Source organism: Acinetobacter sp. YH12117 (assembly GCF_013418865.1).
GTDB lineage: Bacteria > Pseudomonadota > Gammaproteobacteria > Pseudomonadales > Moraxellaceae > Acinetobacter > Acinetobacter indicus.
In genome coordinates, this window is record NZ_VPBF01000043.1 from 1 (window position 1) to 22,326 (window position 22,326).

At 46.1% G+C, this 22,326-nt stretch carries 20 protein-coding genes and 1 pseudogene; 7 read left to right on the forward strand and 14 right to left on the reverse strand.

The genetic code is table 11. From position 1 onward, the window contains the following. Window positions 1–200 (forward strand): annotated as a pseudogene (locus FTU55_RS15005) (DDE transposase); the annotation flags it as partial. 64 nt (window positions 201–264) lie between these two features. Here FTU55_RS15005 and pal read toward each other — a convergent pair. From pal to ybgC, 6 genes are all read right to left on the reverse strand, one after another. After that, window positions 265–834, reverse strand: a complete 570-nt coding sequence (gene pal / locus FTU55_RS12685; protein WP_005176597.1) for a peptidoglycan-associated lipoprotein Pal — start codon at window positions 832–834, stop codon at window positions 265–267. Window positions 835–869: 35 nt separating this feature from the next. After that, the gene (tolB, locus tag FTU55_RS12690; RefSeq protein WP_373685799.1) at window positions 870–2,153 is read right to left on the reverse strand and encodes a Tol-Pal system beta propeller repeat protein TolB; all 1,284 of its coding nucleotides are present in this window, start codon (window positions 2,151–2,153) and stop codon (window positions 870–872) included. 199 nt (window positions 2,154–2,352) lie between these two features. Next, the gene (tolA, locus tag FTU55_RS12695) at window positions 2,353–3,537 is read right to left on the reverse strand and encodes a cell envelope integrity protein TolA (RefSeq protein ID WP_180047273.1); all 1,185 of its coding nucleotides are present in this window, start codon (window positions 3,535–3,537) and stop codon (window positions 2,353–2,355) included. Window positions 3,538–3,540: 3 nt separating this feature from the next. Beyond that, window positions 3,541–3,993, reverse strand: coding sequence for a protein TolR (tolR, locus tag FTU55_RS12700; protein ID WP_180047275.1), 453 nt, complete (start codon window positions 3,991–3,993; stop codon window positions 3,541–3,543). Then, window positions 3,993–4,691 (reverse strand): protein TolQ, encoded by a 699-nt coding sequence (gene tolQ, locus FTU55_RS12705; RefSeq protein WP_168381680.1) that lies wholly within the window; start codon window positions 4,689–4,691, stop codon window positions 3,993–3,995. Before tolQ ends, tolR begins: the two co-directional genes overlap by 1 nt. Window positions 4,692–4,713: 22 nt before the next feature. After that, a complete protein-coding gene (ybgC, locus tag FTU55_RS12710) occupies window positions 4,714–5,127 on the reverse strand; it encodes a tol-pal system-associated acyl-CoA thioesterase (RefSeq protein WP_005176609.1) in 414 nt (137 codons plus the stop codon). 669 nt (window positions 5,128–5,796) lie between these two features. On the opposite strand from ybgC, the gene FTU55_RS12715 reads away from it, so the two are divergent. Then, window positions 5,797–5,994: a hypothetical protein gene (locus tag FTU55_RS12715; protein ID WP_168381679.1), complete on the forward strand. Its 198-nt coding sequence runs from the start codon at window positions 5,797–5,799 to the stop codon at window positions 5,992–5,994. Between the two features lie 164 nt (window positions 5,995–6,158). Here the strand turns inward: FTU55_RS12715 and ruvB are convergent, their stop codons facing one another. The 5 genes from ruvB to FTU55_RS12735 form a co-directional block, all read right to left on the reverse strand. Continuing rightward, entirely contained in the window at window positions 6,159–7,160 is a 1,002-nt protein-coding gene (gene ruvB, locus FTU55_RS12720) for a Holliday junction branch migration DNA helicase RuvB (protein ID WP_005176611.1), read from the reverse strand. Between the two features lie 297 nt (window positions 7,161–7,457). Beyond that, window positions 7,458–8,060, reverse strand: coding sequence for a Holliday junction branch migration protein RuvA (ruvA, locus tag FTU55_RS12725; RefSeq protein WP_005176612.1), 603 nt, complete (start codon window positions 8,058–8,060; stop codon window positions 7,458–7,460). A 188-nt stretch (window positions 8,061–8,248) separates the two neighbouring features. Further along, on the reverse strand, window positions 8,249–9,589 hold the full coding sequence (locus tag FTU55_RS12730) for a deoxyguanosinetriphosphate triphosphohydrolase (RefSeq protein ID WP_005176613.1): 1,341 nt from the start codon (window positions 9,587–9,589) through the stop codon (window positions 8,249–8,251). A 198-nt stretch (window positions 9,590–9,787) separates the two neighbouring features. After that, window positions 9,788–9,919, reverse strand: coding sequence for a putative transporter small subunit (locus tag FTU55_RS15010; RefSeq protein WP_005176614.1), 132 nt, complete (start codon window positions 9,917–9,919; stop codon window positions 9,788–9,790). An 11-nt stretch (window positions 9,920–9,930) separates the two neighbouring features. Continuing rightward, entirely contained in the window at window positions 9,931–11,568 is a 1,638-nt protein-coding gene (locus tag FTU55_RS12735; protein WP_005176615.1) for a sodium:solute symporter family protein, read from the reverse strand. Between the two features lie 1,288 nt (window positions 11,569–12,856). On the opposite strand from FTU55_RS12735, the gene purL reads away from it, so the two are divergent. The 3 genes from purL to FTU55_RS12750 all read left to right on the forward strand — a co-directional run bounded on the left by purL (window position 12,857) and on the right by FTU55_RS12750 (window position 18,276). Further along, complete coding sequence (gene purL, locus FTU55_RS12740; protein WP_180047277.1) at window positions 12,857–16,690, forward strand: phosphoribosylformylglycinamidine synthase; 3,834 nt, start codon at window positions 12,857–12,859, stop codon at window positions 16,688–16,690. A gap of 126 nt (window positions 16,691–16,816) precedes the next feature. Then, a complete protein-coding gene (locus tag FTU55_RS12745; protein ID WP_180047279.1) occupies window positions 16,817–17,683 on the forward strand; it encodes a carboxypeptidase-like regulatory domain-containing protein in 867 nt (288 codons plus the stop codon). 275 nt (window positions 17,684–17,958) lie between these two features. After that, window positions 17,959–18,276 carry an NGG1p interacting factor 3 protein, NIF3 gene (locus FTU55_RS12750; RefSeq protein ID WP_045795137.1) on the forward strand — a complete coding sequence of 106 codons (318 nt, stop codon included), beginning with the start codon at window positions 17,959–17,961 and terminating at the stop codon, window positions 18,274–18,276. Between the two features lie 110 nt (window positions 18,277–18,386). Here the strand turns inward: FTU55_RS12750 and FTU55_RS12755 are convergent, their stop codons facing one another. Further along, window positions 18,387–19,178 carry a nitroreductase family protein gene (locus FTU55_RS12755; RefSeq protein WP_045795136.1) on the reverse strand — a complete coding sequence of 264 codons (792 nt, stop codon included), beginning with the start codon at window positions 19,176–19,178 and terminating at the stop codon, window positions 18,387–18,389. A gap of 94 nt (window positions 19,179–19,272) precedes the next feature. Next, window positions 19,273–20,073, reverse strand: coding sequence for an enoyl-CoA hydratase (locus FTU55_RS12760; protein WP_005176626.1), 801 nt, complete (start codon window positions 20,071–20,073; stop codon window positions 19,273–19,275). Between the two features lie 100 nt (window positions 20,074–20,173). On the opposite strand from FTU55_RS12760, the gene FTU55_RS12765 reads away from it, so the two are divergent. Together FTU55_RS12765 and FTU55_RS12770 are read left to right on the forward strand one after the other, a co-directional pair. After that, window positions 20,174–20,743: a nicotinate-nicotinamide nucleotide adenylyltransferase gene (locus tag FTU55_RS12765; protein ID WP_075174739.1), complete on the forward strand. Its 570-nt coding sequence runs from the start codon at window positions 20,174–20,176 to the stop codon at window positions 20,741–20,743. Between the two features lie 59 nt (window positions 20,744–20,802). Then, complete coding sequence (locus FTU55_RS12770) at window positions 20,803–21,387, forward strand: YceI family protein (RefSeq protein WP_075167784.1); 585 nt, start codon at window positions 20,803–20,805, stop codon at window positions 21,385–21,387. A gap of 14 nt (window positions 21,388–21,401) precedes the next feature. On the opposite strand, the gene argP is transcribed toward FTU55_RS12770, so the two are convergent. Next, entirely contained in the window at window positions 21,402–22,274 is an 873-nt protein-coding gene (argP, locus tag FTU55_RS12775; protein WP_373686124.1) for an HTH-type transcriptional regulator ArgP, read from the reverse strand. Window positions 22,275–22,326 lie beyond the last annotated feature (52 nt).

Sequence of the window (22,326 nt, forward strand, 5' to 3'; positions counted from 1 at the left end):
TTCATATTGCATCTATTGCCCTTCTTAATTTACTAAGATTCGACTCTTTGGCTTCTGCAGTTAATCTACCCAAACATCTGGAAAGTTTAATGGAGAAATCTAATCGGTATGTTATACCTGAGAGAAGGATGAGGAGTTATCCAAGGGTTGTAAAAGGAAAACCTCAAAAATACCCAAGAAAAAGCCAGTCAATCTCTTAACTGACTGGCATTAGCCCGATGGAGCGCTTTTTTATATTGAGCAACTCTGCTCAATCATGCAATTTTAACGCAGTAAAGGTGGTACCGCTTCGTAGTTGATTTCAACACGGCGGTTTTCTTTCCAGGCACTTTCATCATGACCTGGGTTAACCGGCATTTCTTTACCATAGCTGACCGGTTCCAATTGACCCGGATTCACGCCTGTGGTGACCAGGAAGCTTTCGACTGCTTTGGCACGACGCTCACCAAGGGCCATGTTGTATTCACGGGTACCACGTTCATCGGTATGACCTGTAAGCGCGACTTTCGAGTTGGCATTGGCCATCAGGAATTGTGCATGTGCCTGTAAGGTTTGCAGGTCTTCATTCGACAGTTCGCTGCTGTCATAGTCAAAGTGCACCACACGTTTCGCCAAGAATGCTTTATTGGCTTCAGTTACACCTTTGGCAGATGCACCGGCCAGGTTTTGTGCATTCAAGGCTGCATCATCACTTAAGCCTTGTGTATTGACCGTGGTTGAAGAGGTCGGTGTTTGTCCTGCTTGAACATCGGTTGCAGGCTTACGGTTGGCACAGCCAGTCATCACCAGCGCTGAGGCCAGTACAGGCAATACAAATAATTTTACTGCGTTCATTTTCATCTCCATGAAACTTGGTTGTTCAGTTGCTCTTATTTTGGTGCCCAAGCCGGTTCACGCACTTCACCTTGTTCACTTGGCAAATTCATACGGAAACGACCATCTAAAGACATAATAGACAGCAGGCCACGCGCACCTTCACGGGTTGCATAGACCACCATCTGTCCATTCGGTGAGAAGCTTGGAGATTCATCCAGGCTGGTTGGGGTGAGAATATTGGTAATGCCGGTATTAATGTCCTGAATCGCAACTTTATAATTGCTGCCACTTGGACGATGAACCAGCGCCAGTTTTTTACCATCGGCACTTAAAGTACCACGCGCATTAAATGCGCCGCGGAAGGTCAGACGTTTGCTGCTGCCGGTATTTAGGTCATAGCGATAGATTTGCGCTGAGCCGCCACGATCTGAAGTAAAAATAAACGATTTACCATCGGGTGCGTAGCGTGCTTCTGTATCAATGGCGCTGTCATTGGTCATGCGCTTGAGTTGACGCGTGCCCAGATCCATCTCGTAAATTTCCGGATTGCCGTGCATTGAAGCAGTAAACAGCATGCGTGAACCATCTGGAGAGAAGCTTGGTGCGCCATTTAAGCCACGGAAGCTGGCCAGTTTTTCACGTGAACCGGTAGATAAATCCTGAACATAAATCGCAGGGCGTTTGGTTTCAAAGGACACGTAGGCAATTTTCTTGGCATCTGGCGTCCAGGCCGGCGACAAGATTGGATCGCGTGAAGTCAGAATGGTTCTTGGCTGTTCACCATCGGTGTCGGCAATTTGCAGGGTATAGCGCTGCTCCGGAGTAGCCGGATTCCGCAAGACATAGGCAATACGACCACTGAAATCGCCTTTAATACCGGTCAGTGCTTCATAGATGGTGTCACTGATCATGTGCGCAGCCTGACGGGTACGTGAAGCCGGTACAGTCAGTAATTCGTTTAATAAATACTGCTGCTTTTGCACATCATACAGCTGATAGTGAATTTCAAAGCCACCATCTGCGGTTGGCTTGCTGGTACCAGTCACCACATAAGGTACACCGGCGGCCTGCCAGGCAGCGGCATTAGGACTATTATTTGCTGCACTTGCCGGCAAGTTTTTTGATGAGCTGGTGAATTTGCCGGAACGGTTCAGGTCATTTTCAACAATCGGGTAAATGCTTTGATCATTACTAAACGGAATGATGGCAATTTTCGGGGCTTCTGCAGGTGCTTTGGCAATTTCCAGATGTAGCTGGGCATAGGTTTGAGAGACCATTATTGGACCCAAAGCGGTAAAAATTGCCAAGCAAAGTAGATGTTTAGGCTTCATTTCCATCATTCGCTATTTACTCAAAACATAATTCTTGTTGATGTGATTGTTCTACATAATGCCATGCTTATTTGAGATTTAAAGCAGAGAATTATGACCAAACTGTTATAACACTGTGAAAAGTGAATAAAATTTTGTCGCTTGTTATGCAGTGTAACTGAAAAATAACAGGCCATCCCGGCTTTTGACAGGATGGTGAGTCAGCTTATTTGGCAGTAAAGCTTGAGGTGAAACTGCGTGCTTCACGGCGTGCATCCGGGTCCGAAGGCATTGGATATGGTGCAGCAGCACGTACCGCGGCCTCGACACTGGCTTTCATGTCCGGATCACTGGAGTTCACAATCACCGAGGCTACCGAACCGCTGTCGGTTAGCGTAACCCGTGCCGTGGCAGTTTTGCCAGAAGAGCCGACCGGAATATCCCAGGCGCGACGGATCTTGTTTTCAAAATCGCGTTTGGCTGTAGAGGCAATCCGTTTGGCTTCAGCTTTCTTTTGTGCCGCTTCTTCAGCCGCCTGTTTGGCCGCCGAGGCTTTGGCTTCTGCTTCAGCGCGGGCTTCGGCCTCTGCATCGGCTTTGGCTTTCGCCGCTGCATCCGCTTTAGCTTTTTCAGCTGCTTCGGCTTTGCGTTTAGCATCCGCTTCCGCCTTGGCTTTGGCTGCTGCTTCTGCTTTGGCTTTATTCGCAGCCTCGGCTTTGCGTTTGGCTTCAGCATCGGCTTTGCGTTTCGCCTCTGCATCTGCCTTCGCCTTGGCTGCCGTATCAGCCTTGGCCTTATCTGCCGCTTCGGCTTTACGTTTGGCTTCCGCTTCCGCCTTACGACGTGCATCAAGTTTGGCTTTTTCTGCTGCTTCTGCCTTACGCAGGGCTTCAGCTTCGCTGCGGCGTTTGGCTTCTGCCTCGGCTTTGGCCTGTGCAGTGGCCTTGGCTTTTTCAGCGGCTTGGGCTTTACGTTCAGCTTCAGCCTTGGCGCGCTGGGCCTGTTGTGCCTGTAATTTTTCTGCTTCCGCTTGTGCACGTGCTTCCAGGCGTTTTTGCTGTTCGGCCTGTTGCTGTGCTGCGGTATTGCTTGGTTGTGCTTTGGCCGGTTCTGGTTGCGGCAGAGGTGGCGGTGCGACCGGAATTACCGGGGCATCTTCAACCGGAGTCGCGGTTTGCTGAATCTCGGCTTCCACATTTTCATGTGCAGTTTCAGCAAACTCGGTTTCTTCACGGGTAACAGGGGGTAAATCTTCCGGTTTAATCAGCACGGTCCGAATCTGTTTGGGTGGCTCCGGTGGCTGGCTCATGCCCAGATAAAGTAAACCCACCACGGCAATGACATGCACGCCGAGCGTGAAGCCAATGGCCAGTGCTTTTTGCTGAAACGGTGGTTTTTGCAATCTTTTCATCATTTACTTTAATGGCTCAGTCAGTAAGCCAACTTGAGTTAAACCGGCGTCCTGAAGGCTGCTCATCAGGGCCATGACTTCGCCATACGCACGAGATTTTTCACCTTCAATCACCACATGCAGTTCTTTATTTTCTGCTTGCGCCTGTTGCTGTGCTTCACTTAATACGGCAGTCAGTTCACTGAGTGTTAGCGGCTGACTGGAGTTTTGGGCTTTGTATTTCAGAAAATACTGGCCGTCTTTGTTCAGACTGACCACAGCTGGCGCATCTTTGGATTCAATCGGATTGCCATTGGCCTGCGGCAAATCGACATTGATGCCGCTGGTAATCATTGGGGCAGTGACCATAAAAATGACCAGCAGCACCAACATCACGTCGATGTAAGGCACCACGTTCATATCACTTTTTAAGGGCTTTTTAATACGCTCGAAGCGTCCGGAACGTTGAATGGCCATTAGTCATGTTCCCGTGCTGAACCCAAAGACTGACGTTGTAATAAGGCCACCATTTCTTCAGCAAATAAGGCACGGTCTGAATAGAGGCTTTCACCTTTGGCGGTGTAATGGTTAAAGGCCAGTACAGCTGGAATTGCGGCAAATAAACCAATTGCGGTGGCAATCAGCGCTTCGGCAATCCCCGGTGCAACGGTAGCCAGTGTTACCTGATCGACATCGGCCAGGCCAATAAAGGCATTCATAATGCCCCACACGGTTCCAAATAAACCAATATACGGTGCCACAGAGCCAATGCTGGCCAGCGCGCCTAAGCCTTGTTCCAGTTGGCCTTGGTCACGGCTTAAACCGACACGTAAAATACGTTCGGTACCTTCTAGACTTTGTGCAGTCGGGGCATGACGTTTTTTCAATTTGAGAAATTCACCCAGACCCTGATAGAAAATATCTTCCAGGCCGGTGCGTTTGGAATTGAGTTGGGCGTTGTTATATAGCGTATTTAATTCAGCACCAGACCAGAAGATTTTCTGGAAATGATTATCATCGGCCTGGGCTTTTTTATAACTGAGATGTAACTTGGCGATCAGATACCAACTATACAAGGAGGCCAGTAACAGCACCAACATGACCAGTTGTACCACAGGGCTTGCCTGCAAAATAAGATCAGAGACTTGTAGAGATGATTCTAATTGTGTTGCCATAGTTACGTAGTGCCATAAGTTTTTAGTCTTGGTCCTGTCCTAGCTCTTTTAGAATCAGGCCACGAATTTCATCCGGAAGGCGACGTGGACGCATTTCAGAACTTAAACATGCCAATTCCACCTCACCAGAAGCAAGCATGATTTCACCACGATAAATATTTTGTTGCAATACAAATGACGTTGCTTTACACGAAACAACACTTGCTGTAACAGTAATCAGATCATCCATTAAGATTGGACGCATATATTTGACATTAATTTTATGCACGACAAAGTTATAGTCGTTTTGATGCCAATAATGATCGACGCCGGAAGCACGCAGCCATTCGGTCCGGGTGCGCTCCATGAAACGAATATGATTGGCATGGTATACAATCCCGCCTGCATCGGTGTCTTCCATATAGATACGAATTTGAAATTCAAATTTATTCGCCATGATACTGTTCCATTACAATTTTCAGTTTTGGTCTGGAAGGGCCGTACAGAACTGGATTGAAGTTGTCTGAGGTTCTGTCAAATGCCCGACTGGGTTGGCTTTGCAGTTTAGCATAATGACTTTTTGCTCCTATGGCACAAGGTGTCAAATCCAGTGGCAAAGGTATAAAGAATGTAGAGCCAAGATTGGATATTTATCGTTCGGTACAGGTTGAATTAAGTGAATTGGCACGTGATTTATGCTTTTTTTTTGCCATACCGCCTGTGCTTGACTATTGGCAATTTTGATAGCGCGGTTTTAGGCACTGTCCGGATGACTGAGGTACAGCCGCTCCACCGCATAATCGCGTAGATGCAAGGCGAAATAGCTGCTGATCACGAAAGTTCGCTCAAACTGCTGAGGCTGCTTATTGGCAAAATATTGCCGTAGCTAAAGTAAGCCATACCAGATCAGACTAAGAAAGAACGCAGCCACAGATAAGACAATCCCTACAGCGTCTTGCAGCAGATAACAGCCAATTCCGCCCAGCACAGCCACTAATGTCAGAATCAGGGCAAGCTTCTGTTTCGGTTTTACTGAAGCGGGTGGTTGGGTATAGGTTTCAATAAAGGGGTTAAGTTCTTCAGAAAAATACAGGCTAATCCAGTGGATGACACATAGCTGATCAAAATGGATGGCGTCGATAGACCAGTGTCCATGCCGATGCAGGTCGATCTGTTCAATGCCGGCTCGATCTGCATCAATGATTTTGCCGCGTTCATTTTTAAAGTCGAAGCTCAGTCAGGGACTGAGATTGCCTTGCAAAAGCTGGTTCAGATAGTTCAGTTCAGATTCACTGAAAAACTGGAATGGTTTGCTATAAGGTAGGGGCCGGATTGGCTGCAATTGCTCTATCAGCTCATCAAAATGCCGCTGAAGGTGTTGAATTAGTTGTTGTTCGGTCATCATTATTGTTGTTCGAGTATGTATTCAAGTTGTTATTTATCAAAGACCTTCATCATCTCATAAGCAATGAAGGTCAGGCATTGCTGTTATTTCGGTTCCGGCGGGGTCATGCCAAACTGCAAATAAGCCATATTGGTGGCAATCCGGCCACGTGCAGTACGCATCACATAACCTTGCTGAATCAGATAAGGCTCAATCACATCTTCCAAGGTGCCTGAATCTTCCGCCATGGCTGCGGCCAGTGCTTCAACCCCGGCAGGTCCGCCATCAAAACGTTCCAGTAACATCGACAGATAGCGACGATCCAGGGTGTCTAGGCCATCTTTATCGACATTGAGCATATCCAGAGCGCGCTGGGCCATTGCATGGGTGACTTCGCCGGTGCCTTTGACCTGGGCATAGTCACGTACCCGGCGCAACAAGCGGTTGGCAATACGCGGTGTGCCGCGGGAACGGCGGGCAATTTCTGCCGCGCCTTCTTCGGTCATCGGGACATCCATTAAACTGGCAGAACGTTTTACGATATGGGTCAGATCTTCCACCGAGTAGAATTCTAAACGCTGCACAATCCCGAAACGGTCACGCAGCGGCGAAGTGAGCAGACCGGCCCGCGTGGTGGCGGCGACCAGAGTAAATGCCGGCAAGTCCAGTTTGATCGAACGCGCTGCCGGGCCTTCACCAATCATGATGTCCAGCTGGTAATCTTCCATCGCCGGATAGAGGATTTCTTCAATCACTGGTGACAGGCGATGAATTTCATCAATAAACAGTACATCGCCTTCTTCAAGGTTGGTCAGCATGGCTGCCAAGTCACCGGCACGTTCAAGCACAGGCCCCGAAGTCGATTTCAGGTTGCCGCCCATTTCACGGGCAATGATATTGGCTAGGGTGGTTTTACCTAAGCCCGGTGGGCCGAAAATCAGGGTATGATCGAGGGCTTCGCCGCGGCCGCGCGCTGCACCAATAAAGATTTCCATTTGTTCACGCACCACCGGTTGACCGATGTAGTCATCGAGGGAGGTGGGGCGGATGGCGCGATCAATTTGATCTTCGGGTTTTTCAGAACCACTGATAAGACGGTCTTGCATATATTATGTAAACTTCAGGTAAATACAGTTTAATGGGGCAGACGTCAAAAGCGCTTTTTGACGGATGTTCCAAGAAAATTAAATTTCGGGAATAACCTGCGGTTGGCCTTACCTTGCGAAATATATTTCTCATTCGGCAAAAGTAAGCAAAACCATCGTCATTCGCAAAACTCGTCAAAAGATGATTCGTTTCGACTATATCGCAGAAAGATTTTTGTGCAAATACTTCCTGCCCTAAACAGTTGCGAATGACATTTTCGCGTATGTCATGCTGGCCTTGAGGCAAGATAGAGTTTTCTATTTGTTCATCGACTTTAATGCTGCCCGGATAATGTCGCTGGCTTCGGTGAAGTCGCCTTTGGCAGCATTCACCAGTTTTTGTGCTTCCTGTGGTTTGTAACCCAGTGACTGTAACGCAGCTTCGGCTTCGGCCACGGCAGAGTTCCCCATAAACTGGATTTGTGCGCTGCTGGTGTTGCTTGGTGTATTGCCGGCAGCCATCGCTTTAAAGCGGTCGCGCAGTTCAATCATCAGTCGTTCAGCGGTTTTTTTGCCGACACCCGGTACTTTGACCAGGGTGTTAATATCTTCATGTTCAACCGTGTGAATCAGCATGTCGACGCTTAAAGTCGATAGAATGCCGAGTGCCATTTTTGGACCAACACCGTTGACCTTGAGCAGGGTGCGGAAAATGGTTTTTTCCTGCGCATCAAGAAAACCATATAGCAGTTGAGCATCTTCACGGACTGCTAAATGGGTCCATAAGGTGACTTTCTGGCCTTTTTGTAATTGGCAAAATGTAGACAGCGGTGTATCGACTTCATAGCCCACACCATTGACATTTAATAAGACCGTAGGGGCTTCGAGGGCAAACACCTCACCAATCAGACATCCAATCATTCAGTTTATTCACTTCTATTCGGTTAAATTTTTCAGTTCCGAGCCTGTCGTCTGCATCTTGAAGTCATCCACTTTTCTGTGATGCTCTGCGATATACAGCCGATGGGCCGGGGTGTTGCACAAGCAATGTCAGCACGCGCAAAAGTATAAAGCAGTTTTGGAGGTTCTCCCAAAACGGCAGGCTGTACTTAAAAGAATCCGGCTTTATTGCCTTGTAATTCCTGCGCCAGGTTATACGCCTGATGATCCGAGAATTTTGAGATAATATCCAGCACCTGCATGATATTGTCATAGTGATCTGGACCAAAATGGGCACCGGAACGCTGCAAAATCGCCATCAGCCGCTGCTCTTTAAAGCTTAAGGTTTTATGCGGTGTGGTCAGCGGAATAAAGGCATCCAGAATACTTTGCAGGCTCTGATGGGCAATAATTTCCAGACCGGCTTTTTGCGGATGTTCAAAAATTTTATCACGCGCCAGTTCTTTGGCCCGGTTAATGCCAATTTCAATATCGGCCGAGCAATATTGCAGCAAGGTCCCTTTCAGCTGGCCCGAAAGAATCTGGTCATGCTGCTTGGCAAAGGCGCTGGTGACTTCATCGACCAGACGTTTCATCACCCGGCCACGTAGCGCGGCAATTTTCTGCTGCCAGGTGGTGCTGTCCAAAGACAGTTCTTCCGGCATGCCATAATCGCCAATCAGGTTCAGGAAAATCGGTTCGACTTCATCATAGCTGAGCATGTTCAGGATAATGCCATCTTCCAGATCAATCAGTGCATAGCAGATGTCATCTGCGGCTTCGAGTAAATAGGTCAGCGGATGGCGGCAATAACGATAAGGTCCGATTTCAATCAGGCCGAGCTGTTCGGCAATCTGTTTCAGAATGTCTTTTTCTGCCTGATAGCAACCGAATTTGGCGCGCTGACTGGCCGGACGATTGCCCTGCGAGGCCATGGTTTTCGACAGCCACGGATATTTTAAATAGGCACCCAAGGTGGCATAGGTCAGACGCATACCGCCATCATGCGGATGATAGTCAATTTTGGTCAGCAGGCGCAGGCCTTGGGCATTGCCTTCAAACTGGCGTACATCGGCTTCCTGTTCCGGACTTAGGTCCTTTAAAAAGTCGGTATGCGAGGCATCATCAAACCATTCACGAATGGCATATTCACCGGCATGACCAAAAGGCGGATTGCCAATATCATGCGCCAGACAGGCAGCCTGAATAATCGCGCCGACATCGGCCGGGGTAATCCACGGAGGCAGTTGATCCTTGATTTTTTCTGCTGCCAGCATCCCCAGTGAACGGCCAATACAGGACACTTCCAGCGAATGGGTCAGGCGGGTATGAATACCATCATGTTGGGTAAGCGGATGGACCTGGGTTTTGCGGTTCAGCTGCCGGAAACTCTGCGAGAAAATAATACGGTCATAATCTTTATGAAACGGGCTACGCGCCTGTTCAGTACTTTGCTTTTTACTACCAATCCGAACTGTCGAAAGCAGTTCTAACCAACGCATCTGTGTCATTTATCATTATTCAATTATTTACTGCTTTGCATCATGCCAAAAAACCAAGCCCAGTACTAGAGTGAGGCGACATGAATTGTCATGGGAATGAAAAGCAGAAAAAATCTTGCTCCTCAATATAGACAAGTGATTCAAACAATATGAAACGGCCATAAAAAAACAGGCCAAATGAGCCTGCTTTTTCATGAAGAGTTAAAATTACACCAGCCCTTCACCAGTTTCCTTGGCTTGTTGTGCATCTTTATAGACATTCAAGCAAATTGTGAACAAGACCAGGCTTGCGATCAACGGCCAAAAAAGTACATATAGGGTCAATAATTGACTAGTCATCTGAAATCTCCTTATTTACTTTTCTCAGATAGCTGGTGAAATTCAATCACCATCTTGTTGATTTGTTTAAAATCAAATCGTTCTTTACTGTAGACCAAGGTCAGAACAGTACAGACCAGAGCACTACTGCCATAAGCAGTCAGTGAACTTAATAAGGTGCCGTATTCACGCAAGAAGCCGATGGTCCATGGCATGAAGCCAATACTGGCCAAGATACCCACCACCAAACCGACTTTTTTGCCGAAGAAACCAAAGGTCATCAGACCCAGCACCACACCAATACCCAGGGTTGCAAGTAGCTCAAAGCCAAGCGCAATCAAGCCCTGGATTGGAATCCATTCAAAACGGACAATCAGGAAGCTGACGAAGGCGAGCCCGACCGACCAGTTAAAGGCACGAGAATTCACTTTGTCCCAATACAGGCTGACAATTACCGGAAATACAATAGACCCCCAAAGTGCACCCACAAAAATCAGCATTGATAAAATGTCAAATTTTAAAGTGGCGATAATGATCCCAAGCATGGTGGCGACAATCATGGTTATACGACCAATAAACAGCATTTTCTTGGGATTAGGTTGGTTTTTGGCAATCTGTTTTCCATAAATGTCAGTCATCACAATCGCAGATAACGCAGACAGATCCGAGTCAGCCGTTGAAGACAGCGCACCGATCACCATGATAAATAACAGAGCCACCATAAATGGAGAGAGATACGTCGCTGCCATTTGTGGAATCAGGTTATTCAAGTTGCCATCAATCGGTTGAATTCCGGCAAACAAGGCCAGTAAGCCGAGCATCCCCAACCCGATCACAATCGCGGCATAACCAATCGTCGCCGTAATAAAACTGGGTTTAATCAAGTCTTCCCGTACCGCAAATAAACGCTGGGCAATGGTCTGGTTACCGATGGCATACGCCAGGACTGCGACGAAGAAAGGCGCACCTTGTTCTAGAAATGCAGTTTTAGAGAAGAAATCGAGCTGTTCAGGCTGCAGGTTGTGAATACCCGTTTGAAACAGGGACGGTCCGCCCAAAGTGAAGAACAGCGTTGGGATAATGATCACCGCCGCCACGATCATCGCCACCAGCTGGCCAAAATCGGTAAATACAGAGGAACGGAAGCCAGACCAGAGGGTATAAGACAGCACACCAATCCCGGTGATCAAGACGCCATGTACAAAGCTTAGGGGAGATAAAATTTCGACCAAGGCACCTGCTGCAGTAAAATTCACCATCAAACTGATGACACTTCCCACAATATTGGAACCTGCCAAAATCATCTGGCTCTGGTTGCCATGGCGGGCATGCATAATTTCTGCCAGCGTATGTGCATTGGGTGCCAACTCACGAAAGCGCTTACCAAAAGGATAAATAAACAAAATCATCAGCGCGCCCCAGAGGCCGTAGTGCAAGGCACCGGAAACGCCGTATTTATAACCTGAAGAGGCAGCTGCATAGAATGACGCTGCCCAAATCCAAGTTGCGGTCATGCTGGCCGCAGACATACCAAAGCCAATAGAACCATTCGAGACCATATAGCCATCGACATTTTCATTTTTTTGTTTAATACGTAACGACAGTACAAAGGTAATGCCGTAAAAAAGCACCATCAATAGTACAGTGGTTGTACTAGTGAATTGAAACATAATTACTCCTTAAGCGAGGCACCTTTATTTTAAAAAACAAATCTTTTGGTGACGGACTAAGGCTCTAAAACAGGCAGAGCATAAAGCTGCGGAAAATGAGAAATCTGGTGTTTAAATATCTAGCCGATATTTGATCCACAGCATAAAAAGATGTACGTAGGTGAGTCCAAAAATGGACCTTGCCTCAGCAATTGAGCTAGAGCTTAACATAAAACCATCAAATTCACTGATGAAGTCAGTGGGAAGTAAGGTTTTTTACTGATATAGGGGTGGTTTTTAAATAAAAAACTATGATTTTGCAGGGTCAAATATATGAATATTTTTTAGGAATTACAGTGATTTATAGATTGGATTAAAACTTATTGAAGTTTGCATTAATTTAAAATGTTAAAAAAAGTAACAAAACTTAAAAAATACATATTTTTTCGATTTTTACTTGCTACTCAAAGCTTATATTTTAAACCAATTTTTGTAGAATGAATTGGATAAAATTTATTTTAAATGTTATTTCTTCATATTATTGATAAGTGTTTTTTATGAAAGATAAGTAATCATTTATCAAATAGATGCAAAGATAATTTTAGGGTGGATATTTATATAGGGCTTTTTCCTTGAGAATATCTATATATTATCTACTAGATTATCCCTGATATTAGGAAGTGAAATACATAATGGAAAAAACTCTTGTGACATATTCGTGGTATGAGATTATAAGGGTTGGATTTGCATATTTTCATTCTTTCTTTTAGGTGAATAAATCAAGTTAAACTCAAGAGAATACAGGACGAAAAATAATAGAAATATTGAACGTAAAAATCCCATCTAAGAGGGTGAAGTCTCAGGGTTCAAGGTTCACAAAGGCAAAGACCAAAGGGATCCTGAGCGGATGACAGCAACGCTCTCTTCGGGTGGATATGAGTACTCAGCTTTCAGGATGATTAATTCGTACAAAAAATTTAATTTCTGGTTCTGCAGCAGGCTATTCAGACAATCTAGGGCTAGCTTTCATCATGCTTATAGAACTGTTGAAAAATAAGACAATTTTCCTGAGTAGAACTATTCTTAAAAAAAAATTAATTTTTCTATTACAATTTATGTTAAGATTTTCGGCTAAATTCAATTCTTTTGCCTGATAATAAAAGTATTATTTTAAAAATATCAAATATTTTAGTACGAGTATTCTTGTTTCCTCTCTAGCTGATTGGCTCATTTCACAGTAGAATATGCGCTCTCTTCAAGTCACATTGTGGCGAGGTCCAAAAGATCTGCCCGTGGAGCCAAAATCAGCATGTTTATCGTGGCCGGTGCACCTGCACATTCTTCTTTTAAGAAAACTCAACTATTATCACGTTTATCGTCAATTAGTTCTGTTCAATCTTTCGATAGCCAATGGATCTATCTGTTTGACCAAGCGCTCAACGAGCAGCAGCAACAATCAGCTTTAGCGCTGTTAAATGATGGCGCATCTTTTGAATTACGTCAGCCTGCCAGTGACGAAGTCCAAATTTTAGTGACCCCACGTGTCGGTACCATTTCGCCGTGGTCATCCAAAGCGACGGATATTTTTGCCAACTGTAATATTCCAGTGCACCGTATGGAGCGCGGATTGCTGTTTACCCTAAAAGGTGTAAAAGCGCTTTCTAAAGAAGCATTACAGATCTTGCATGACCGCATGACCGAAAGCGTGTTTACTGACATTGCAGATGCAGCCGCACTGTTCGTGGAAACCGCACCAAAACCGTTAAACTCGATTGATATTCTGGGTCAGGGCAAAGAAGCACTGGTTAAAGCCAACAATGAATTTGGTTTTGCACTGTCTGAAGATGAAATTGATTATCTGACTGAAGCTTTCACCAAACTGGGCCGTAACCCGAACGACATCGAACTGATGATGTTTGCGCAAGCCAACTCTGAGCATTGCCGTCATAAAATCTTCGGTTCAGAATGGACCATTGATGGTGAAGTTCAGCCGTTATCTTTGTTCCAGATGATCAAAAACACCTATAAAGAATCACCAACCGATGTATTGTCAGCATATAAAGACAACGCATCGGTGATTGTAGGTTTTGATACCCAGCGTTTCTACCCAACGCAAGAAGAAAACGGTCAATACGTTTATAAATACAAGAGCCAGGCGGCTCACATCCTGATGAAGGTGGAAACCCATAACCACCCAACCGCAATTGCTCCATTTGCCGGTGCGGCAACTGGTTCAGGTGGTGAAATCCGTGATGAAGGTGCAACCGGTCGTGGTGGTAAGCCAAAAGCAGGTTTAACCGGTTTCACCACATCGAACCTGAACATTCCAGGCTTTGAACAGCCATGGGAAGATAACTACGGCAAGCCATCGCGTATGGCCTCTCCGCTGCAAATCATGATTGAAGGTCCACTCGGTGGTGCAGCGTTTAACAACGAATTCGGTCGTCCTGCCTTAAATGGTTACTTCCGTACTTTTGAACAAAACGTCAATGGCGAAGTAAAAGGCTTCCATAAGCCAATCATGATTGCTGGTGGTTACGGTAACATCCGTCCTGACCATGTAGAAAAAGATGCGATCCAACCGGGCGATCTTTTGATTGTGCTTGGTGGACCTGCAATGCTCATCGGTCTTGGTGGTGGTGCTGCCTCTTCTGTAGACAGCGGTACGATGGGTGAGAGCCTAGACTTCGCTTCTGTACAACGTGAAAACCCAGAAATGGAACGCCGTTGCCAAGAAGTGATTGATACCTGCTGGCGTATGGAAGATGAAAACCCAATCGTATCTGTACATGACGTGGGTGCGGGCGGTATTTCAAACGCAATGCCTGAGCTTGTGAACGATCACGAATTGGGTGCGGTACTAGATCTTCGTAAGATTCCATCGCTTGAGCCAGGCATGTCGCCAATGGAAATCTGGTCTAACGAAGCACAAGAGCGTTATGTCCTTGCGATCCGTCCAGAATCTCTAGCGTTGTTTGAATCAATCTGTGCACGTGAACGTTGTCCGTTTGCAGTACTGGGTGAAGCGACTGAAGCACGTCACTTAACAGTTGAAGATCCATTGTTCGGTAACAAGCCAGTGGATATGCCAATGCAAGTGATGCTGGGCGGTACACCACGTATGAGCCGTTCATATGAAAGCATCGAGCGTAAAGGCGATGATTTTGATGCAGCTCAAGTGACAGATCTGAAAGATGCGATTTACCGTGTCCTGAAAAACCCGACCGTTGCCTCTAAATCGTTCCTGATCACCATTGGTGACCGTTCGATTACCGGTATGGTGGCACGTGACCAGATGGTTGGCCCATGGCAAGTGCCTGTAGCGGATGCTGCAGTAACAACCACAAGCCTGGTGGGTTATACCGGTGAAGCGATGGCCATGGGTGAACGTCCACCAGTGGCATTATTGAACCCGGCAGCGTCTGCACGTTTAGCGGTAGCTGAAGCGATCAGCAACCTGATGTCTGCAAAAATTGACCAGATTGGCGATATTAAACTGTCTGCGAACTGGATGGCAGCTGCAGGTCAACCGGGCGAAGACCAAGCATTATTCGAAGGCGTAAAAGCCATCGGTATGGAAATGTGCCCAGCATTGGGTATTGCCATTCCAGTGGGTAAAGACTCATTGTCTATGCGTACCACGTGGAATGATGAAGGCGAAGACAAGTCTGTGACTTCTCCGATGTCAGGCGTAATTACTGCATTTGCACCTGTGACCGATGTTCGTAAGACATTAACACCAGAATTGAAAAACCTAGAATCTGTACTGGTTCGTATCGATTTGTCTAAAGGTCAATTCCGTCTTGGCGGTTCGATCTTAGCGCAAGTGTATAAAGCAATTGGTTCAGTCACACCTGATGTCGACAGCTTCGATGACTTCAAAGCATTCTTTGCATTGGTTCAAGACTGGAACAACCGTGGCTTAATCAAAGCTTACCATGACATCGGTGATGGTGGTTTGCTTGCGACTGTTGCAGAAATGATGTTCGCTTCACGTTTAGGTGTGGCACTTGAAGAACAATCTGTTGCTTCATTATTTGCTGAAGAAATTGGTGCAGTACTTCAAATTGCCAAAGCAGATTGGGATGCGCTACAAGCTGAAGTTGAAGCCTCTTCAATTAAAGATGCGATTTCTGTCGTTGGTACTGTAAACAATACAGATCAATTGTCTGTCAATGGTCTTGTGCTTGAACGTGCTGATTTACAAGTGGCTTGGACTCAAGTGTCACATCAAATTCAACGTCTACGTGATAACTTAGAAACCGCTGAACAAGAATTTGCCTTGATCACAGATAAGGATCACAAAGGTTTAATCGCACAACCAACCTTTGATTTGAATGAAGCGATTGAAGCGCCTTACATCAATGTACGTCGTCCTAGTATGGCAATTTTACGTGAACAAGGCGTAAACGGTCATGTGGAAATGGCGGCTGCATTTGATAAAGTCGGTTTCAACACCGTTGACGTACACATGAGTGACCTGCTGGCTGGTCGTATCAGCCTGGATGACTTTGAAGGTCTGGTGACTTGTGGCGGCTTCTCTTACGGTGACGTTTTAGGTGCCGGCGGTGGCTGGGCGAAATCGGTGCTGTTCAATGCCAAACTGCGTGACCAGTTCGAGAAATTCTTTAACCGTCAAGAAACCTTCAGTGTGGGTATCTGTAACGGCTGTCAAATGCTGTCACAACTAGCACCACTGATTCCAGGTGCAGAGCATTGGCCACGTTTCCATCGCAATACCTCTGAAGTGTTTGAAGCGCGTACTGTGAACGTGCGTGTAGAAAAATCAAACTCGATTCTGTTTGATGGTATGGAAGGTTCAATTCTGCCAATCGCGGTTGCGCATGGGGAAGGCCGTGCTGTGGCCAGCGCTGAAGACTTTGCCGCATTAAATGCGAGTAACCAGATCAGCCTGCGTTATGTCGACAGCCAGGGCAATGTGACCCAGCACTATCCACTGAACCCGAACGGCTCTCCAGAAGGGATTACCGGTGTGACCTCTAAAGATGGTCGTGCCACGATTATGATGCCGCACCCGGAGCGTAACTTCCGTGCCGTACAACATTCCTGGAAACCTGAAGAATGGACTGAAGATGGTGCATGGTTACGTATGTTCCGTAACGCACGTAAATTCATTGGTTAATTGACCTTATTTTGAAAAGCCACCTACGGGTGGCTTTTTTATCGGCGTTTCATCCCAAAATGGGGATAGCTGATTTTGCCCGGCACCGTACAATAAACAGCATAATTATAAAAGTGGATAACAAAAATGCAGATGCGAACGGTCATTCCTATTTTTACCAGCTTGATTATGCTGAACGGTTGTGGTGGTGAGAGTGCCAAGATTCAGGAGTCTGTCAGATATGCTCAGCCGCTGCATTCCAGTTTAACCCAGTCCCAGTCTGGTACGCAGCCACAAGGTGAAAAGTGGTCGGTTTCAGGTCAGGTATTTGATGCCAGTGGGCAGCCTGTTGCTCAAGCCAAAATCTATGTGCAGCTGGGCGAACACAACTATTACACCCATTCTCAGACCGATGGCCGTTACACTTTATATCTGCCTCGTGAATATGATTATCCGGATCATATTGCCGGCACGGTCTGGATGGAGGGCTATCAACCGGAAATCCTGTTGCTGTCCTATCAGAACCAGCATTTATATATTGATCAGCATAGTCATCTGGTTCAGCTCAAGCCTTTAACCGAAGCGCATGTGGTGTTTCAGCAGGGGCTACATTTAATTCATCTGGGTGATGATTCACTGGTGAAAAACCCGGAAACCCGAATTCAGACCGCGCCACAAGGACTGGTCTGGAGTGATGGTTTTCAGTACACGCAGGCGCTGCAAAAACAGTATAACCAGCTCTGTATCCAGCTGTATGGCAAGGGCATTCAGAGTCAGTATGCCAATCAGGATAAGATTTCCATCTCCAGAAAAAATGACCTGCGTTTAAGCATTACCCAACTGCTGTCAGACAGTCCGAGTACGGGCGCCTATAGTGCCAATGAGCACTGTTTCCCGTTAAGGCATTTTCAGGTGAATGATCATATCCAGGCGCAAATCAAGTCACATACCTTGGACACCGATCAGGATAATTTCGAGATGCTGAATATTGTAGGCGTCTTAAGAAAAATTTAAAGCAGATTACCTTGCTGAGATAAATAATGAGCTCAATGGAATAGCCTAAGCAAATAAAGGATCTGATCGATTTCGAAGATTCAATAATTCTCGCTAATCCATCGCTATGTTTCATCCAAAGCCATAGCTAAAGCTGGACAATTGTTTGGAATCAGTGCTGTATCTATTCAAAACAGATGTAGTGCTATTCAGGATTTAGGTCATTTCTTGCAAACAGCAGATGACAACAGGCCAGTCAATACGGTATGAAAGACAGATCAATACCGGGAGTGACTATGCTAAAACTGATTTTTTATGTGCCTGAATCGCATCTGGAAGCCACCAAAGCTGCTGTATTTAAAGCCGGTGGTGGGGGAATCGGCGATTATGAACACTGTGCCTGGCAGGTGCTGGGCACCGGGCAATTTAAACCCTTACGTGGCGCAGACCCGTATATTGGGGAAGTCGGCACGCTTGAAAAAGTAGAGGAATGGCGGGTGGAAATCATTGTACCGGAAGATAACGCAGCGAATGTAGCCCGTGCCTTAAAAGATAGCCATCCTTATGAAGAACCAGCATTTGAGTTTATTCAGATGGTGGATGTGCAGTTTTAATTGTTGAATATTAAAATATTTGACAGAGAGGGAGAGCTTTTTAATCAGCTCTCCCTTGTGCAGCAGTCCCGCTTCTCTCTTAAAGAGAAGCGGGACTTTTTACATCTTGTTTAAACTTTCTGGATAAACAGCGCCCGGTCAAAACGGTATTGTGGGAAGAACACGCCATCTTTCGCACGTTCGCCGGCAGCAATCACCATCACCACATATTGCTGTTCATTCAGCTTTAAGATTTTACGTACCATTGGCTCATCAAAACCTTCCATCATACAGCTGTCAAAGCCATAAGCGCGTAAGGCCAGCACCAGATTTTCACAGGCCAAAGCGGTGGTTTTTGAGGCCCACAGTTTGGCATCGGCCGGATGAAATGCCGACACTGGCAATTGCTTGTCCAAGCTACGTGCCACTTTAAAGGCCACTTTTTTGAAATGACCGAAGGCATTGAAATAGCCAGTTTTATAATTATAGGGAATAAATTTATAGTATTTTTTTACCGGGGCTGGCGCTTCAGGAAACGGGAACTCGGAAATATTGAGTTTGGCCATTTCATCAATGCGGTCGGTGCGTGCTACACAAACAATCAGCTCGGCCGCAGTTTTGGCTGCTAACTGACTCAGACAGGCTTTGACCAGCTGCTTTTTCTTGGCCGGGTTTTGAACCACATAAAAGGTCCATGGCTGTAAATTGGAGGAGTTCGGTGCCAGTAAGGCTAAATCCAGGCAGGCATCTAAAATATCCGCTGGAATGGGCTTGTCGGTAAATTTACGTACCGAACGGCGACTGGTGATGACTTTACGAAAGTTTTCGACATCAATATCTTGTGGTGCCGGTTCGTAATAGCGTTTTTTCTCGGTTGAAGATGATGCAGAGTTTAAAGATGAGGGATCTGACGAATTTGACATGGGAACCATCACAAAAGAAATAAAAGAAAGAGAAAACAGCTAAACCATAAAAACGTAGGTACAGTGACTGCACCTACGTTGATGAGCATAATACTTAATTAAACTGGGTAAAGTCAGGTTTACGTTTTTGCATAAAAGCCTGTACAGCTTCCATCATTTCCGGTGAGCCGACCCGTTTCATAAAGATTTCCGCTTCATGATCAATACAGTCAATGATCTCATCCAGATTGTGTTTCATTAGCGCTTTGGTTTGTTTGAGAGAAGCCAGTGGTAAGGCTGCCAAAATGTGCGCCTGTTGCTGGGCAGTGGCATATACATCCTCTTCAATACTATTGACCAGACCGGCGTTTAGCGCTTTGTCGCTGTTAAACTTCTGAGCAGTTAGCAGCAGCTCTGCGGCTTTATGGAAACCGGCCTGCTGTACCAGCAGTTTGCTGGACGCACCTTCTGGGGACAGGCCGAGGCTCACAAATGGAATCTGGAACAGGGCAGTGTTGTCGCTATAGACTAAATCTGCATGTAATAACAGCGTGACCCCAATGCCAATGGCTACACCACGCACCGCAGCAATTAGCGGTTTGGAAAAACGTGCAGCAGCTTTTAGCAATACAAAGGGTGGTGTATCGCCGGCTTTGCCTTGCAATGGTGTTTGAATAAACTTCATGAAGTCCTGCATGTCGTTACCGGCACTGAAATCAGCATCGGCTCCGCGTAAAATTACTACGCGGACGTCTTTATTCTGATCGGCTTCGTCCAGTGCCTGCGCAATCCAGAGATACAGTTCACCATACAGGGCATTTTTGGCTTCCGGGCGCTGAATGGCTAAGGTCAGTACGCCATTGTCTAAATTCGCATTCAAATGTGGATGGGGTTGTTGAATACAGCTCAGTGTCATCGTACTATCCTTGCTTTCAATTAATTTGAATTTATGGGCTTATTATGGCGAAAATTATTGTTGACGCCACAACTGGTGAGTTCATAAAAGTTGATGTGCTATGAATTATAAATTTGATTATCTTGTGTTTATTGGCCGCTTCCAGCCTTTTCATCTGGCACATATGCAGACCATTTTAATCGCGCTGGAGCAAAGTGAAAACGTGATTTTGGCACTGGGCTCTGCACAAGATGAACGCAATATCAAAAATCCGTTTACTGCCGCTGAACGCCAGCAGATGATTCTGTCCAACTTTAGCCCGGAGCAGCAGCAGCGGATCAAGTTTGTGCATGTGGTCGATGTATATAATGATGAAAAATGGCAGAAACTGGTGAAAATGCTGGTGGCCACGGTGGCCGGACCAGAAGCCAAAGTGGGCTTAATTGGTCATTTTAAAGATGAGTCTTCCTATTATCTGCAATTTTTCCCGGAGTGGGAGATGGTCGAACTCGACAGTCTGGAAGGTGCCATGTCTGCTACACCGGTACGTGAAGCCTATTTTCGTGGAGAAATCTGGACCGATGCCTTCCCGCCAGGCACAATCAAATTTTTACAGAATTTTCAGCACACGCCGGTTTATCAACAATTACAAGACAAATATCATGCACAAGACCGTAGTAATCTCACCTAAGCTCGCCAGCTCCATCTTGTTAACAAGATAAAGCCAGTTGCGCCGCAAGGAGATAAGCGATGAACTTGAACCCGTCACATGTAGCAAGGTCAAAGACCAAATACTTGCTGGGTGCGGCCGTTATGCTGCTGGGTATCAGCCCGGCCTATGCCGAGCGCTGGACTTTGACCTCAAAAAGTGAAGTCGGTTTTGAAATTAAGTCCATGGGCGTGCAACTGGTCGGTGGGCAGTTTAAGCAGGTGCAGTCAGTCATGCATTTTGATCCAACAGCACCGCAGCAGGGCTCGACCCAATTTGTGCTAAATGTGGACAGTCTGCAGCTGAGTAAACCGTCTTTAAGACATATGATTCTGGGTGAAGATTTATTTCACGCCCAAAAATATAAAACCGTCAGTTTTAAAAGCACGCGTTTTACCGCTTTAGGTCCTGATCAATATCGTATTGCCGGCAATTTAACCCTACGCGGCGTGACGCGTCCGGTTGTTTTTCATACCAGTTTAAAACCGAATACAGGAAATCCGAAATTGCTGGATGTGCAATCATCAACCCAAATTCAGCGTAGTGATTTTGGTATGAAAAAGGCGATAGGTGGTGTTGGAGAAAAGGTCAATATTCAGCTTAAAGGTCAGTGGCGTGTTCAATAGGTGGATGATGAGCATCATGAGTCAGTCAGATTCATCCAGTGCCTTGCCTGTTGTTTTAAGGCTTGTCCCAGTTTCTCAATCGCCACAGATTGCTGTTTCCAGTGATGCCAGTACAGTGCCACTTCTGTTTTTGCCTCAGGCAAAATTTCAATCAGTTGGCCATCTTTAAGCCGATCTGCAATTTGGACTTCGGGCAGCATGCCATAACCGATGCCTTTAAAAATAGCATTCGCAAAGGCTGTTGAATCAGGAATCTGATGATAAGGGTAGCTGGATTCAGTGAGACCATACTGCTGTTCCAGTTGGTCGCTATGCAGCCGGTCTTTATGGTTATAAATGACAGCGGGAGCAACTCTTAAACTGTCACGATGCATACCCTGTCTAAACCAGCGTTGTACAAATGTCGGGCTGGCGACCATCCGATAAGTCATACTGCCCAGGTATTCGGCGATACAGCCTGCAATGGCCTGTGCCTGAGTAGAAATACAGGCATTTACCTGACCGGTTTCCAGTAAGTGATGGGTTTGACTCTGATCTTCAAGCTGTAATTTCAGCACGATCTTGTCTTGGATTAAGGTGTCCTGCAGGGCACTTAATAACCAAGTGGCAAGAGAATCGGCATTACTGGCGATATGCACCTGATAAAAATTGGAATGGAGATGATAACCTGTCAATTTCTGACGCAGGTTCTGTTCCAGCAGCCGCCGATGTTGTAAATACTGCAATAATGCTTGTCCGGCTTGAGTGGTACGGCAGGGCCGCTCCCTTAAAATAAGCATCTGTCCCAAATCTTTTTCTAAATTCTGCACCCGCAGGGCTTTGTTGCACAAACCTATCTGTAAAGGGTTTTTCAGCGATATAATTTTCAAATGAAGAAGCCTGCACACAAAATCTACCGCACAACCAATTGGCCCGCATATAACCGAGCACTCATGAGTC